A 14600-nucleotide genomic window follows, 5' to 3' on the forward strand; every position below is an offset into this window, starting at 1 on the left:
GTTATTTATCCGAAAAAACGGCGATAGCAGACCTGCCGTATCCTATACAAATTATAAATACTATCTCAGGATGCGGGCGAGAGGATTACGGTGTAGCACAACATGTTCCAGAGATTTCTTAAGCGGCAAAAGGATGCTCCATGTACATGTTTTGCCGCTTAGGTTACATTGTTCACACTTTTTTCCGGCGTAGCCCAAAACGCGCTGTCGTCAAGTCGTTGCGGGCATGGCCTTCATTATCCGATCTGGAGTCAAAATGTCCTCACGTAAAGAGCTTGCCAACGCTATTCGTGCGCTGAGCATGGACGCAGTACAGAAAGCCAAATCCGGTCACCCGGGTGCCCCGATGGGTATGGCTGACATTGCTGAAGTCCTGTGGCGTGATTTCCTGAACCATAACCCGCAGAACCCATTATGGGCTGACCGCGACCGCTTTGTGCTGTCCAACGGTCACGGCTCTATGCTGATCTATAGCCTGCTGCACCTCACCGGTTATGATCTGCCGATTGAAGAGCTGAAAAACTTCCGCCAGCTGCACTCTAAAACTCCGGGTCACCCGGAAGTGGGTTACACCGCGGGTGTTGAAACCACTACCGGTCCGCTGGGTCAGGGTATTGCCAATGCGGTGGGTATGGCGATTGCGGAGAAAACGCTGGCGGCGCAGTTTAACCGTCCGGGCCACGACATTGTTGACCACTTCACTTACGCCTTCATGGGCGACGGCTGCATGATGGAAGGTATCTCTCACGAGGTATGCTCCCTGGCCGGTACCCTGAAACTGGGCAAGCTGGTCGCTTTCTATGACGATAACGGCATCTCTATCGACGGTCACGTTGAAGGCTGGTTTACCGACGACACCGCGAAGCGTTTTGAAGCCTACGGCTGGCACGTTGTTCGTGGCGTGGACGGTCACGATGCTGACTCGATTAAACGCGCAGTGGAAGAAGCACGTGCAGTTACCGACAAACCGTCCCTGCTGATGTGCAAAACCATCATCGGTTTTGGTTCGCCGAACAAACAGGGCACTCACGACTCCCACGGCGCGCCGCTGGGCGACGCGGAAATCGCGCTGACCCGCGAAGCTTTGGGCTGGAAACACCCGGCCTTTGAAATCCCGTCTGATATCTATGCTCAGTGGGATGCGAAAGAAGCCGGTCAGGCGAAAGAAGCCTCCTGGAACGAGAAGTTCGCGGCCTACGCCAAAGCCTTCCCGCAGGAAGCGGCAGAATTCACCCGTCGTATGAAAGGCGATATGCCGTCTGACTTCGATGCGAAAGCGAATGAGTTCATCGCTAAGCTGCAGGCGAATCCGGCGAAAATCGCCAGCCGTAAAGCATCCCAGAATGCGATCGAAGCTTTCGGCCCGCTGCTGCCGGAATTCCTCGGCGGCTCCGCTGACCTGGCACCGTCTAACCTGACCATCTGGTCCGGCTCTAAAGCGATTAACGAAGACACCGCCGGTAACTACATCCACTACGGTGTGCGCGAGTTCGGCATGACCGCGATTGCCAACGGTATCTCGCTGCACGGCGGCTTCCTGCCGTACACCTCTACCTTCCTGATGTTCGTGGAATACGCCCGTAACGCGGTGCGTATGGCGGCTCTCATGAAGCAGCGTCAGGTGATGGTCTATACCCACGACTCCATCGGTCTGGGCGAAGATGGCCCGACTCACCAGCCGGTTGAGCAGGTTGCTTCCCTGCGCGTCACGCCAAACATGTCCACATGGCGTCCGTGTGACCAGGTTGAATCTGCTATCGCGTGGAAATACGGCGTTGAGCGTCAGGACGGCCCGACCGCGCTGATCCTCTCCCGTCAGAACCTGGCGCAGCAGGAACGTACCGAAGAGCAGCTGGCGAACGTCGCCCGCGGTGGTTACGTGCTGAAAGATTGCGCTGGCCAGCCAGAGCTGATTTTTATCGCCACCGGTTCAGAAGTTGAGCTGGCGGTAGCTGCTTACGAAAAACTGACTGCCGAAGGCGTGAAGGCGCGCGTGGTTTCCATGCCGTCCACTGACGCATTCGACAAGCAGGATGCTGCTTACCGTGAAGCGGTGCTGCCGAAAGCAGTCTCTGCTCGCGTAGCCGTTGAAGCGGGTATTGCTGACTACTGGTTCAAATACGTGGGCCTGAACGGCGCTATCGTCGGCATGACTACCTTCGGTGAATCTGCTCCGGCTGAGCTGCTGTTTGAAGAGTTTGGCTTCACCGTTGACAACGTAGTCGCCAAAGCGAAAGCGCTGCTGTAATCATTTTTATGATAATAAACGGGTCGCTCAGGCGGCCCGTTTCTTTTGATTGAGACAGTGCTAGCTTTTTTTGTTAGTTGTCATCAAGTCATTAATAGTGACATGCTTCACAAAACGTTAATTTAGTGATTTTTCATATTTGCAATTTAAATCACAAACATAGAGTTGATTTTATTTTTTTAATTATCAACTTATTGTTTTTGTTCATTTCGTAAAAACCTTCAGCCAGTTCGCCTCTCTTTTGTCGCTTATTGATTTCACTGTGCCTCCCGAGTATTTTGTTTTTAACGATAAGCTGTACCCTAGAAATAAAATAAAAGGATGACCTATGCGACTGATTGATTATTTTCCAGAAGCATCAATATCGATAAAGAATTCAGCATCAAGCTGGCAAGAAGCGGTTGATTTTTCAATGTCAGCTTTATTGTCTAATCATTATGTTAGCCCGCAATATGTTCAGGCAATTAAAGACTCTACGTTAACTAACGGGCCTTATTATATTCTGGCTCCCGAAGTGGCAATGCCCCATGCGCGTCCTGAATACGGCGCGTTAAAAACAGGGATGTCATTAACGCTATTGCGAAACCATGTCAGCTTTGGTGAGGACAATGAGCCGATTAAATTATTAATTGGGCTGTCTGCTGCCGATTCAGATTCGCATATTGGTGCGATTCAGGCATTAAGTGAATTATTGTGTGAAGAGGAAAACCTGGCTGCATTGTTGGCGGCTAAATCTGAGAAACAATTAGCGGATATTATCTCCCGCGCATAATCTACTCCCTCCTTTCAGGATATTAATATGGAAAACAAGTCTGCTCGTGCAAAGGTCCAGGCTTTTGGTGGGTTTTTGACTGCCATGGTCATCCCCAATATCGGCGCATTTATTGCCTGGGGGTTTATTACCGCATTATTTATTCCTACTGGCTGGATGCCCAATGAGCATTTTGCCAAAATTGTCGGTCCGATGATCACCTATTTATTACCGGTAATGATTGGCTCAACCGGTGGTCACCTGGTTGGCGGCAAGCGCGGAGCGGTAATGGGCGGCATTGGTTCCATTGGCGTGATTGTTGGCGCTGATATTCCTATGTTCCTTGGTTCCATGATCATGGGCCCGCTCGGTGGCCTGGTGATTAAGCATATTGACCGCCTGCTGGAAAAACGTATTCCTGCCGGTTTCGAAATGGTCATAAATAACTTCTCTCTCGGTATCGCTGGCATGATCTTGTGCCTGCTGGGATTTGAGGTTATCGGCCCGGCAGTTCTTGTCGCCAACAATTTTGTGAAGGAATGCATTGAAGCACTGGTACATGCAGGATATCTGCCGCTGTTATCGGTTATCAACGAACCCGCAAAAATCCTCTTTCTGAACAATGCTATCGATCAGGGTGTCTATTATCCGCTGGGTATGCAACAGGCTGCTGAGACCGGAAAATCGATCTTCTTTATGGTGGCCTCTAACCCCGGCCCAGGGCTGGGCCTGCTGCTCGGGTTTGCCATCTTTGGTAAAGGCATGAGTAAGAAGTCCGCTCCGGGCGCCATGATTATCCATTTCCTTGGCGGTATCCATGAGCTCTATTTCCCTTATGTGTTGATGAAGCCGCTAACGCTGATTGCCATGATCGGCGGTGGAATGACCGGTACCTGGGTCTTTAATTTATTAGGTGGCGGCCTGGTTGCCGGACCGAGTCCTGGCTCAATCTTCGCCTACCTGGCATTAACACCGAAAGGGTCGTTTATCGCCACCATCGCGGGCGTAACGGCGGGGGCTCTGGTGACCTTTATCATGACTTCTTTTATTCTGAAGATGGATAAAAGCATCGAAGTCGAAAAAGAAGATACATTTAGCGAATCTGCTAAAGCGGTAAAAGCGATGAAACGCGAAGGTTCGTTTTCTTACAAGCAAGTTAAACGCGTCGCTTTCGTTTGCGATGCGGGTATGGGCTCCAGCGCGATGGGCGCAACAACTTTCCGTAAACGTCTGGAAAAAGCGGGGCTGGCTATTACCGTTACCCACTATGCCATCGAAAATGTACCGGATGATGCGGATATTATCGTCACTCATGCCAGCCTGGAAGGCCGTGTTAAACGCGTCAGTGATAAACCTTTAATCCTGATTAAAAACTATATCGGCGATCCGCACCTGGACGAGTTGTTTAAAAACCTCAGCGCCTGATTGCTCATTAATTTACGGAGTTAATATGAAAACCAAAGTTGCCGCTATTTATGGCAAGCAGGATGTCCGTATTCGTGAATTCGAACTTCCGCAAATTACCGATAATGAACTGTTGGTGAGCGTAATCTCCGATAGCGTGTGCTTATCCACCTGGAAGGCCGCCACTTTAGGTAGCGAACATAAGCGCGTTCCCGATGATTTAGAAAATCATCCGGTTATTACCGGTCATGAATGTGCAGGAATTATTGTCGAAGTGGGTAAAAATCTCACTGGCAAATATAAAAAAGGACAGCGATTTGTTTTGCAACCGGCAATGGGACTACCCAGCGGATATTCAGCAGGTTATAGCTATGAATACTTCGGCGGTAACGCGACCTATATGATTATCCCTGAGGTGGCTATTAATCTGGGATGTGTACTGCCATATCACGGTTCTTATTTTGCCGCCGCGTCGCTGGCTGAACCTATGTGTTGCATTATTGGTGCATATAACGCCAATTTCCATACCACGCCTTATGTCTATGAGCATCGGATGGGAATTAAGCCTGGCGGCAATCTGGCGCTGCTGGCATGTGCCGGGCCGATGGGCATTGGCGCGATAGATTATGCTATCAACGGCAACATTGCCCCGGCGCGGGTGGTAGTGGTTGATATTGATGAAAAGCGCCTGGCGCAGGCGCAAAAACTCCTGCCGGTAGAACTGGCTGCCAGTAAAGGAATTGAACTGGTTTACGTCAATACGCGGGATGTTGCGGATCCGGTACAGGCGCTGCGGGCGCTGACGAATGACGAAGGATTTGACGATGTCTTCGTCTATGCTGCCGTTCCCGCTATCGTGGAAATGGCGGACGATCTGCTGGCAGAAGATGGATGCCTGAACTTCTTTGCCGGTCCTACGGATAAAAACTTTAAAGTCCCGTTTAACTTCTACAACGTGCATTACAACAGCACCCATGTCGTGGGGACCTCCGGCGGCTCAACGGATGACATGCTTGAAGCGATCGCCCTGAGCGCAACTGGACAACTACAGCCTTCATTTATGGTGACGCATATTGGCGGCCTGGATGCGGTGCCGGACACGGTGCTTAATCTGCCCAACATACCTGGCGGCAAAAAGCTGATTTATAACGGCGTGACGATGCCGCTAACGGCGATTACTGATTTTGCTGAGAAAGGTAAAACCGACCCGCTGTTTAAGCAGCTGGCGAAACTGGTAGAAGAGACGCACGGGATCTGGAATGAGCGGGCCGAGAAGTATCTTCTGGCGCACTTTGGCGTTGATATTGGCGAGGTGACGGAATGATGTCACTGGCGTGGCCGCTGCTACGCACTACGGAACAGGCAGCGCTTGCTGCCTGGCCCGAAACGGGGTGCGGGGATAAAAACAAAATTGATGGCCTGGCGGTAAGCGCAATGCGGCAGGCGCTCAATGAGCTTAATTTTCAGGGGCGGATCGTCATCGGAGAGGGGGAAATCGACCATGCTCCCATGTTGTGGATTGGCGAGCAGGTTGGACGTGGCGAGGGGTTGGCTACTGATATTGCCGTCGATCCAATAGAAGGAACCCGAATGGTTGCGATGGGGCAAAGTAATGCGCTGGCGGTCATGGCTTTTGCGCCAGCGGGTTCGCTGCTGCATGCACCTGATATGTATATGAAAAAGATGGTTGTGGGCCGCCGGGCGAAAGGGGCGATTAATCTGCGGCATTCGTTAAGCGAGAACTTATATAGCGTGGCAAAGGCGCTGGACAAGCCGCTGACGGCGTTGCGCATGGTCACTTTGGATAAACCGCGATTACGGCCCGCTATTGATGAAGCAAGAAGCCTTGGGGTGAAAGTTTTTGCTTTGCCGGATGGTGATGTCGCCGCCAGCGTGCAGACCTGCATGGCGGACAATGCTTACGATGTGATGTTCACCATTGGCGGCGCGCCGGAAGGGGTGATATCTGCATGCGCGGTGACCGCTCTGGGTGGGGATATGCAGGCGGAACTTATCGACTTTTGTGAGGCGAAAGGCGACTCGCCTGAGCACCAGCAGATAGCGCTGAAAGAGCGCAGCCGTTGCGATGAGATGGGCGTTAAGGTCAACCATGTGTACCGGCTTGATGATATCGTGAGCCACCGCGATGTTCTGTTCGCTGCAACCGGCGTCACGGGTGGAGACCTGCTGCGTGGAATTCAACGCAGCGCGGGCGGAATTCGCACACAAACAATCCTAATCAGTGGCATAGACCAAACGTGTAATATAGTAGACTCTCTGCATTCCTGGTGATTTATCGAGAAACGAATGACGACGCTAACAGAAGATGACGTGCTGGAGCAATTGGACGCTCAGCAAGATTTACTCTCCTTTATGGCGACTGCAAATACCCTCTTGTTGCAGGCCATCAAGCGTTTTCTGCCCTCGTTGTTCGTTAATAATGATGAAGAGATCGTGGAATATGCAGTGAAGCCGTTACTCGCGCAAAGCGGCCCGCTTGACGATATTGATGTGGCGTTACGACTGATATATGCGCTGGGGAAAATGGACAAATGGCTCTATGCCGATATCACCCACTTTTCGCAGTTTTATCAGTATCTGACTGAACAATGCGATCTTCCCGGATTTGCGGACGAGTTGACCTGGGATTTTATTTGTAATGTAAATAGCATTACGAATAACACCGCATTATATGGCGCGTTGAAATCAATGAAGTTTGCTGATTTCTCTTCGTGGTCAGAAATTCGCTTCATTAATATGGTGAAAACCGCGCTGGCGTTGGCGATAACGACGATATTAAAGGAATTAACGCCGTGAATATAACGCTGAGTATTAATGGGCTGAATGTTGATGCCCGGTACAGTGATGACGAAATTGAGAACGTCCATAAACCTTTACTGCACCGTTTTACCCGATTACATGCTTTAACGCCGAACCGGCGGACCATTATTTTCCTCAGTGCGCCGCCAGGGACAGGGAAATCGACGCTTACGACGTTTTGGGAGTTTTTAGCGCGTCAGGACTCGCATTTGACACCCATCCAGACGCTACCGATGGACGGTTTTCACCGCTATAACACTTGGCTTGAAGAGCATGGGTTACGTAGCTCGAAAGGCGCACCGGAAACGTTCGATGTGACCAAGCTGGCGAAAAATCTTCGCCAGATTCGCGAGGGTGAGGGCGACTGGCCGCAATACGATCGGCAAAAACACGACCCGGTAGAAGCTGCCATTAATGTAAATGCCCCCGTTGTTATCGTTGAGGGCAACTGGCTGCTGCTGGATGATGAGCAGTGGCGTGTACTCGCGGAGTTTTGCGATTTTTCACTGTTTATTAAAGCGCCAGCCAACGCTTTGCGGGATAGGCTGGTTGGACGCAAGCTGGCCGGAGGCCTGTCGCAAGCTGAAGCCGAGGCGTTTTACGAGCGTACCGATGGTCCGAACGTTCGCCGTGTGCTCGAAAACAGCCGGGCTGCAAACCTGACGTTAGAGATGACGGCTGACGGTGCATATAAGATTGCCTGCCCTTGACTCAGGCGAGTGTTGCAAAAAGGGCCGCGATAACGGCCCTGTTTGTATTTAGTTGAGATAAAGGGAACAGTGCCGCCAGGAATCATGGTCTCCGGCAATTTACCATCCCAACGCTCCGCTGTGGTCAGAGCGACAAGACAAGAAGTCTGCTCGCATCGTCTTTGCTATTCGTTACTCGCGTTGCAACTATTCCTTTTAAAATGTGACGTAAGTCAGATAAATGGCTTCTTCAACTGGACAGTCATTCCTTTTATTCCTTGTTTCGCTTATTCTAGCTGAAGCGTTTCAGTCGTCTAAATGTTCGACAATTAATCAATCAGTCGCAGTTTGCGACAGGTAAGGTTTCCCTTAGAGCGTAGCTGCATTACTCTGTCAGCCACCTCATTTCATGGACAGCCTTGCAGGAGACCTATGACCATACGCATTGCGATTAATGGCTTCGGTCGCATCGGGCGTAACGTGGTTCGTGCTTTGTATGAATCCGGGCGTCGTGCGGAAATCACCGTGGTGGCAATCAATGAACTGGCGGATGCTGCCGGCATCGCTCATTTGTTGAAATATGACACCAGCCATGGGCGCTTTGCCTGGGATGTACGCCAGGAGAGAGAGCAACTGTTTGTCGGCGATGATGCTATTCGCCTGCTGCATGAATCTTCCCTTGAGGCGTTGCCCTGGCGTGAGCTGGCGGTGGATGTGGTGCTTGATTGTACGGGCGTTTACGGCAGCCGTGAACATGGCGAAGCCCATCTTCAGGCTGGCGCGAAGAAAGTGCTCTTTTCACATCCTGGCGGCAACGATCTCGACGCGACGGTTGTTTTTGGCGTCAATCATGATGAACTGCGAGCCGAGCACCGTATCGTCTCCAACGCCTCCTGCACGACCAACTGCATTATTCCGGTCATTAAACTGTTAGATGATGCCTACGGCATAGAGTCAGGAACGGTAACGACGATCCACTCATCAATGAACGATCAGCAGGTCATTGATTCCTGGCATCCGGATTTGCGTCGTACTCGAGCAGCCAGTCAGTCGATTATCCCGGTTGATACTAAGCTTGCTGCGGGGATTACGCGTTTTTTCCCCCAGTTTAACGATCGTTTCGAAGCGATTGCGGTGCGTGTGCCGACCATTAATGTGACGGCTATCGACCTCAGCGTGACGGTGAAGAAACCAGTAAAAGCAAGTGAAGTCAACCAGTTGCTGCAAAAAGCAGCACAGGGTACATTTCATGGTATAGTTGACTATACGGAATTACCGTTAGTCTCGATAGATTTCAACCACGATCCGCATAGCGCCATTGTTGATGGTACGCAAACGCGGGTAAGCGGCGCGCATTTGATCAAAACGCTGGTCTGGTGCGATAACGAATGGGGCTTTGCTAACCGGATGCTCGACACCACGTTAGCGATGGCCGCACAAGGTTTCAGGTAAGGCGCGTAAGCGCTTGCAAAACTTTATCAAGAATCAACGAGAGGATTCACCATGTCTGTAATTAAGATGACCGATCTGGATCTTGCTGGTAAACGCGTTTTTATCCGTGCGGATCTGAACGTACCAGTTAAAGAAGGGAAAGTAACCAGCGATGCGCGTATCCGTGCCTCTCTGCCGACCATCGAACTGGCCCTGAAACAGGGTGCGAAAGTGATGGTAACTTCCCACCTGGGTCGTCCTACCGAAGGCGAGTACAACGAAGAATTCTCTCTGCTGCCGGTTGTTAACTACCTGAAAGACAAACTGTCTAACCCGGTACGTCTGGTTAAAGATTACCTGGACGGCGTTGAAGTGGCCGCTGGTGAACTGGTTGTTCTGGAAAACGTTCGCTTCAACAAAGGCGAAAAGAAAGACGACGAAGCGCTGTCTAAAAAATACGCTGCGCTGTGTGACGTATTCGTAATGGATGCATTCGGTACCGCTCACCGTGCACAGGCTTCTACTCACGGCATCGGTAAATTTGCTGACGTGGCTTGCGCAGGTCCGCTGCTGGCTGAAGAGCTGGACGCATTGGGCAAAGCGCTGAAAGAACCAGCTCGCCCGATGGTCGCTATCGTTGGTGGTTCTAAAGTTTCCACTAAACTGACCGTTCTGGATTCCCTGTCAAAAATCGCTGACCAGTTGATCGTGGGTGGCGGTATCGCTAACACCTTCGTTGCCGCTCAAGGCCACAATGTCGGTAAATCCCTGTACGAAGCAGACCTGGTTGACGAAGCTAAGCGCCTGCTGACAACCTGCGACATCCCGGTCCCGACTGATGTGCGCGTGGCAACCGAGTTCTCAGAAACCGCAGCAGCAACCCTGAAATCTGTTAACGACATCAAAGATGACGAACAGATTCTGGACCTGGGCGACGCTTCTGCACAGCAGCTGGCTGAAATCCTGAAAAATGCCAAAACTATTCTGTGGAATGGTCCGGTTGGCGTGTTTGAATTCCCGAACTTCCGCAAAGGTACTGAAATCGTTGCGAACGCTATCGCTGATAGCGAAGCCTTCTCCATCGCAGGCGGCGGCGATACCCTGGCAGCAATCGACCTGTTTGGCATTGCTGACAAAATCTCCTACATCTCCACTGGCGGCGGCGCATTCCTCGAATTCGTGGAAGGCAAAGTCCTGCCAGCAGTAGCTATGCTCGAAGAGCGCGCTAAGAAGTAATTCAGTTCAGGCGGGGTGACCCGCCTGTTTTTCAGCGCGCTTAAACGCTCGCGAACCTTCTTCAACGGTCGAAGATACAGATACAGGACTACGTAACATGTCTAAAATTTTTGATTTCGTAAAACCGGGCGTCATCACTGGCGACGACGTTCAGAAAGTGTTCCAGGTAGCTAAAGAAAACAACTTTGCTCTGCCAGCAGTAAACTGCGTGGGTACTGATTCCATCAACGCCGTTCTGGAAGCTGCTGCAAAAGTTCGTTCTCCGGTTATCGTTCAGTTCTCTAACGGCGGCGCAGCGTTCATCGCGGGCAAAGGCGTGAAAACTGACGTTCCTCAGGGCGCAGCAATCCTGGGTGCTATCTCTGGTGCGCATCACGTACATCAGATGGCAGAGCACTACGGTGTTCCAGTTATCCTGCACACTGACCACTGCGCTAAGAAACTGCTGCCGTGGATCGACGGTCTGCTGGACGCGGGTGAAAAACACTTCGCAGCTACAGGCAAACCGCTGTTCTCTTCTCACATGATTGACCTGTCTGAAGAAACTCTGCACGAAAACATTGAGATCTGTTCTAAATACCTGGCTCGTATGGCCAAAATGGACATGACTCTGGAAATCGAACTGGGTTGCACCGGTGGCGAAGAAGACGGTGTGGATAACAGCCACATGGACGCTTCTGCACTGTACACCCAGCCGGAAGACGTTGATTACGCTTACACCGAGCTGAGCAAAATCAGCCCGCGTTTCACCATCGCGGCTTCCTTCGGTAACGTACACGGCGTTTATAAGCCGGGTAACGTGGTACTGACCCCGACTATCCTGCGCGATTCTCAGGACTATGTTTCTAAGAAACATAACCTGCCGCACAACAGCCTGAACTTCGTCTTCCACGGCGGTTCCGGTTCTTCTGCTCAGGAAATCAAAGACTCCGTAAGCTACGGCGTAGTGAAAATGAACATCGATACCGACACCCAATGGGCGACCTGGGAAGGTATTCTGGGCTACTACAAAACGAACGAAGCTTATCTGCAGGGCCAGCTGGGTAACCCGAAAGGCGAAGACCAGCCGAACAAAAAATACTACGATCCGCGCGCATGGCTGCGTGCTGCTCAGGTGACCATGGTGGCACGTCTGGAGCAGGCATTTAAAGAACTGAACGCGATCGACGTTCTGTAAGAAAACGCTGTTTCTTACTCTGAAGCCCGCAGAAATGCGGGCTTTTTTATTATCTGAACGACATGAAATGTTGCTAAATAAATGTGATCAGTTTGGCAAAACGTACACTTTTTGTTTACCCTTAACCTACCTGTTATTTCAGGTTTGGTTTTTTATTTCCCGTACGGGTATCCATAAGGAATGTTAAATGGAAGATTTGAACGTTGTCGATAGCATAAATAACGCCAGTTCGTGGCTGGTGCGCAATCAGGAATTACTGCTGAGCTATGCCGTCAACATCGTAGCGGCTATCGCGATTATCATTGTTGGTATGATCGTGGCGCGGATTGTGTCCAATACGGTGAATCGCCTGATGCGGGCGCGACATATTGACGCCACCGTTGCCGATTTTCTTTCTGCGCTGGTACGTTACGCCGTTATTGCCTTTACGCTGATTGCTGCTTTGGGTCGCGTCGGCGTGCAAACTGCCTCAGTCATCGCAGTTCTCGGTGCTGCCGGTTTGGCCGTCGGCCTGGCGCTACAAGGCTCTCTGTCTAACCTTGCTGCTGGTGTTCTGCTGGTCGTATTCCGCCCATTCCGTGCGGGTGAATACGTTGACCTTGGCGGTATCGCGGGTACCGTGCTGAACGTGCAGATTTTCTCCACAACACTTCGTAGCGCGGATGGCAAGATTGTGGTGGTTCCGAACGGTAAAATCATTGCCGGGAATATCATTAACTTCTCCCGCGAGCCAGTACGTCGCAACGAGTTTATTATTGGCGTGGCTTACGATGCCGATATCGATAAAGTGAAGCAACTGATTACGGCTATCATTGAATCAGATGAGCGTATCCTTAAAGATCGCGAAATGACCGTGCGCCTGAATGAACTGGGCGCTTCATCGGTAAACTATGTGATTCGTGTATGGAGTAAAAGCAGCGATCTGCAAAACGTGTATTGGGATGTTCTGGAGCGTATTAAGCGTGACTTCGACGCTAACGGTATCAGCTTTCCGTATCCGCAGATGGATGTGAATTTGAAGCAGGTAAAAGACCCGGCGGAGTAATTTTCACGCCAGGTTTAGCGATTAAGGCTCGCCGTCCCTGATGGTGAGCCTTTTTAGTTTGTAGAGTAAAATCCTGGAAAATCCCTGATCATTAGCCTTTCTAATTAATGATTAATAATATCAATTTCCGCTAATAATGATATCGCGCTATAGTCAGCCGCATTAACGACCTCAGCGGAAAAATTCAACATGTTATCTTATTACTTTCAGGGGCTTGCCCTGGGGGCGGCAATGATTTTGCCTCTCGGACCCCAAAATGCGTTTGTGATGAATCAGGGCATTCGCCGCCAGTACCATCTGATGATTGCGCTGCTATGCGCTATCAGCGATCTGCTGCTAATCTGTGCCGGTATATTTGGTGGTAGCGCGCTGTTGATGCAGTCTCCGTGGCTGTTAGCGTTGGTAACCTGGGGCGGTGTGGCCTTTTTATTGTGGTACGGTTTCGGTGCGTTGAAAACGGCTTTTAGCAGCAATCTGGAACTGGCCAGTGCGGAAGTCATGAAGCAGGGGCGCTGGAAAATCATCGTCACAATGCTGGCGGTGACCTGGCTCAACCCGCACGTTTATCTTGATACTTTCGTGGTGCTCGGCAGCCTGGGCGGACAGTTAGCGATGGAGCCAAAGCGCTGGTTCGCGTTAGGCACTATCAGTGCTTCATTCTTATGGTTTTTTGGTCTGGCTCTGCTGGCTGCCTGGCTGGCCCCGCGTCTGCGCACGGCAAAGGCACAGCGCATTATTAACGTGCTGGTTGGTCTGGTGATGTGGGTGATTGCGCTACAGCTGGCGAAAGACGGCCTGGCGCATGTGCAGATGCTGCTTAACTAAGTCTTGTCCGATGGACTTTCCGCGCGTACGCGCTAAGCTTGCAGGCATGCGTCTGTGTATGGACGACCAATGTAAGATGGAGAAACGACAGTGAAGTTAAAAGTCATGGCCCTGGCGGCGGCACTCGGATTTAGCGCAATGGCAGTTCAGGCAAATGAATTGCCAAACGGCCCACATATTGTTACTTCAGGCACCGCCAGCGTCGCTGCGGTTCCTGATATCGCAACCCTGGCGATTGAAGTCAACGTTTCCGCGAAAGACGCGGCATCGGCAAAGAAACAGGCCGATGAGCGCGTGGCTCAGTATCTTTCCTTCCTGGAAAAGAGCGGCATTGGAAAAAAAGATATTAACTCGGCCAACCTGCGCACCCAGCCTGATTATGATTATCAGAATGGCAAAAGCATTCTCAAGGGCTATCGCGCAGTGCGTACCGTTGAGGTCACGCTGCGTCAGTTAGATAAGCTAAACGGCCTGTTGGATGGGGCGTTAAAAGCCGGTCTGAATGAAATTCGCTCCGTGTCGTTGGGCGTTGCGCAGCCGGATGCTTACAAAGACAAAGCGCGTAAAGCGGCGATTGATGATGCCATTCATCAGGCGCAAGAGTTGGCGACAGGCTTCCACGGTAAACTGGGGCCAGTCTATAGCGTGCGTTATCATGTCTCTAACTATCAGCCAAGCCCGATGGTGCGGATGATGAAGGCCGATGCAGCACCGGTTTCTGCCCAGGAAACCTATGAGCAGGCGACGATTCAGTTTGATGACCAGGTTGATGTGGTGTTTGAACTGCAACCGACCCAGCCTACGCCAGCATCCGCTGCGCTAGCGAAACCTGCTGAAGAGCCAAAAGCGGCACAGTAATTCCGTTACCCGGCATTCGTGCCGGGTTTTTTCTGTGACCATCTGTAAAAATGGGAGCACGACAAAAGTCTTTCCCCTGATGAAGTGAGGATATATCCCTGTCCCTTGATGAGGTA

13 protein-coding genes and 1 pseudogene are annotated in these 14600 nt (G+C 51.2%); 13 read left to right on the plus strand and 1 reads right to left on the minus strand.

Annotated elements, in window-relative coordinates:
- The first annotated feature begins 256 nt into the window (after positions 1–256).
- From tkt to ACMYSL_RS04555, 7 genes are all read left to right on the plus strand, one after another.
- Positions 257–2248: a transketolase gene (tkt, locus tag ACMYSL_RS04525; RefSeq protein ID WP_182234907.1), complete on the plus strand. Its 1992-nt coding sequence runs from the start codon at positions 257–259 to the stop codon at positions 2246–2248.
- Positions 2249–2576: 328 nt separating this feature from the next.
- Positions 2577–3020 (plus strand): PTS mannitol transporter subunit IIA, encoded by a 444-nt coding sequence (gene cmtB / locus ACMYSL_RS04530; protein ID WP_304253544.1) that lies wholly within the window; start codon positions 2577–2579, stop codon positions 3018–3020.
- Between the two features lie 27 nt (positions 3021–3047).
- Positions 3048–4424 (plus strand): PTS mannitol transporter subunit IICB, encoded by a 1377-nt coding sequence (locus ACMYSL_RS04535; RefSeq protein ID WP_304253542.1) that lies wholly within the window; start codon positions 3048–3050, stop codon positions 4422–4424.
- A 25-nt stretch (positions 4425–4449) separates the two neighbouring features.
- Positions 4450–5727 carry a zinc-binding dehydrogenase gene (locus tag ACMYSL_RS04540; RefSeq protein ID WP_434661551.1) on the plus strand — a complete coding sequence of 426 codons (1278 nt, stop codon included), beginning with the start codon at positions 4450–4452 and terminating at the stop codon, positions 5725–5727.
- Positions 5724–6695, plus strand: a complete 972-nt coding sequence (gene glpX, locus ACMYSL_RS04545) for a class II fructose-bisphosphatase (protein ID WP_182234903.1) — start codon at positions 5724–5726, stop codon at positions 6693–6695. Before ACMYSL_RS04540 ends, glpX begins: the two co-directional genes overlap by 4 nt.
- 15 nt (positions 6696–6710) lie before the next feature.
- Positions 6711–7220: an MltR family transcriptional regulator gene (locus ACMYSL_RS04550; protein WP_110276744.1), complete on the plus strand. Its 510-nt coding sequence runs from the start codon at positions 6711–6713 to the stop codon at positions 7218–7220.
- On the plus strand, positions 7217–7933 hold the full coding sequence (locus ACMYSL_RS04555; RefSeq protein ID WP_434661552.1) for a nucleoside/nucleotide kinase family protein: 717 nt from the start codon (positions 7217–7219) through the stop codon (positions 7931–7933). The genes ACMYSL_RS04550 and ACMYSL_RS04555 overlap by 4 nt, the downstream gene beginning before the upstream one ends.
- Before the next feature lie 47 nt (positions 7934–7980).
- Here the strand turns inward: ACMYSL_RS04555 and ACMYSL_RS04560 are convergent.
- Positions 7981–8070, minus strand: a pseudogene (locus ACMYSL_RS04560) (prohibitin family protein); the annotation flags it as partial.
- 274 nt (positions 8071–8344) lie between these two features.
- On the opposite strand from ACMYSL_RS04560, the gene epd reads away from it, so the two are divergent.
- The 6 genes from epd (at position 8345) to ACMYSL_RS04590 (ending at position 14484) form a co-directional block, all read left to right on the plus strand.
- Complete coding sequence (gene epd / locus ACMYSL_RS04565) at positions 8345–9364, plus strand: erythrose-4-phosphate dehydrogenase (RefSeq protein WP_182234900.1); 1020 nt, start codon at positions 8345–8347, stop codon at positions 9362–9364.
- 51 nt (positions 9365–9415) lie between these two features.
- On the plus strand, positions 9416–10579 hold the full coding sequence (pgk, locus tag ACMYSL_RS04570) for a phosphoglycerate kinase (protein ID WP_110276741.1): 1164 nt from the start codon (positions 9416–9418) through the stop codon (positions 10577–10579).
- 97 nt (positions 10580–10676) lie between these two features.
- The gene (gene fbaA, locus ACMYSL_RS04575) at positions 10677–11756 is read left to right on the plus strand and encodes a class II fructose-bisphosphate aldolase (RefSeq protein WP_112216558.1); all 1080 of its coding nucleotides are present in this window, start codon (positions 10677–10679) and stop codon (positions 11754–11756) included.
- A gap of 187 nt (positions 11757–11943) precedes the next feature.
- On the plus strand, positions 11944–12801 hold the full coding sequence (gene mscS, locus ACMYSL_RS04580; RefSeq protein WP_110276739.1) for a small-conductance mechanosensitive channel MscS: 858 nt from the start codon (positions 11944–11946) through the stop codon (positions 12799–12801).
- Between the two features lie 189 nt (positions 12802–12990).
- The gene (argO, locus tag ACMYSL_RS04585) at positions 12991–13626 is read left to right on the plus strand and encodes an arginine exporter ArgO (RefSeq protein WP_181484914.1); all 636 of its coding nucleotides are present in this window, start codon (positions 12991–12993) and stop codon (positions 13624–13626) included.
- A 90-nt stretch (positions 13627–13716) separates the two neighbouring features.
- On the plus strand, positions 13717–14484 hold the full coding sequence (locus ACMYSL_RS04590; RefSeq protein ID WP_434661554.1) for an oxidative stress defense protein: 768 nt from the start codon (positions 13717–13719) through the stop codon (positions 14482–14484).
- Positions 14485–14600 lie beyond the last annotated feature (116 nt).

The organism is Klebsiella sp. MISC125 (assembly GCF_051131775.1).
GTDB lineage: Bacteria > Pseudomonadota > Gammaproteobacteria > Enterobacterales > Enterobacteriaceae > Klebsiella.